We start from the raw sequence: 1167 nt of genomic DNA, 5'->3' as shown, positions 1-1167 counted from the left end.
GTGCCGGCGATCCAGGGGTTGCCTTTGCCGGTGGAGCCGTTGCGGGTCTTGGTCGCGGATTGTTTGAGGATCGGGGCGAATTTGACCCAGGAGACCAGGTGCGCGTCGGTGGGGAAGCAGGTCATGTTGACCCCGATCTCGCCGATCAGCTCTTGCGCGGAGCGGATCCCGATCCCGGTGATCTCGTCGAGCTGTTTGGCTTGGTGACGAAAGGGGGCTATCGCCTCCTCGATCGCGGTGCTGACCTTGTCGATGTCGGTGGTGATGGCGTCGATGCGGTCGATCATGGTGCGGGCCAGGAATGCGTGGTGATCGGTGAAGTGCCCGGTCAACGCCTCCTGGAGGATGCTGATCTTGGTGCGCATCCGGGTTTGTGCCATTTGTGCCAGCGCCCGTGGGCTGCGGTTCCCGCCGATCATCGCCTCCAGCATCGCCCGCCCGGAGACACCGAGAATGTCGCTGATCACGGAGGAGAGTTTGATCCGCGCATCTTCGAGGAGTTTCTCCAGACGTTGCCGTTCCCGGGTGCGGTCCCGGACCAGAGTGCGGCGATAGCGGGTCAGGTCCCGCAGATGCCGGATCGGGGCCGGGTGCACCAGCGACGGGCGGCACATGCCCCGCTCGGTGACTTTGGCCAGCCACACCGCGTCCAGCTTGTCCGTCTTCGGCCGACCCGGCAGGTGCTTGATGTGTTTGGGGTTGACCAGCCAGCACTCGAAACCCTCGGCTTCGAGCAGGTAGAACACCGGCTTCCAGTAATCACTGGTGGCCTCCATCGCCACCCGCGTCACCCGCTCAGCACGTAACCAGTCCGCCAACTCCAACAACGACCGGGAGAACGTGTCAAAACTGCGGATCTCCTGACACCGTTTCCCCGGCGTGTCCGCGGGCACCCGCACACACGCCACCAAACTCGCCTTGGCCAGGTCCAACGCGGCCACCCGCGCCACCACCTGGTCGACCTCATCCACCTCTTCCATCGCCATCTCGACGATCACCTCAACCCGTTCAGACGCGACCAACAGCGGTCACCTGGGGAGTCGGGGAAAGAGCCAAACCAAGCCGGGCTCGCGTGCTCGAAGCAACAATGCAGGACCCTCAAAGACTCCCAACGATCAGACTGAACGACGACCTCGACCCAGCGTCAAGGACACACGACGTCACACA

Annotated in this window: 1 protein-coding gene; it reads right to left on the bottom strand. The window is 63.7% G+C overall.

Annotation, left to right across the window (positions count from 1 at the left end):
• Nucleotides 1-998: IS110 family RNA-guided transposase (locus tag ACFPCV_RS38985; protein ID WP_378062643.1), on the bottom strand; the 998-nt coding region annotated here is incomplete at its 3' end.
• Between the last annotated feature and the right edge of the window lie 169 nt (nt 999-1167).

This window comes from Actinophytocola glycyrrhizae (genome assembly GCF_042653545.1).
Classification (GTDB): domain Bacteria; phylum Actinomycetota; class Actinomycetes; order Mycobacteriales; family Pseudonocardiaceae; genus Actinophytocola; species Actinophytocola glycyrrhizae.
The sequence above is the reverse complement of the archived record's forward strand: the minus strand, read 5'-3'. Positions and strand labels throughout refer to the sequence as shown.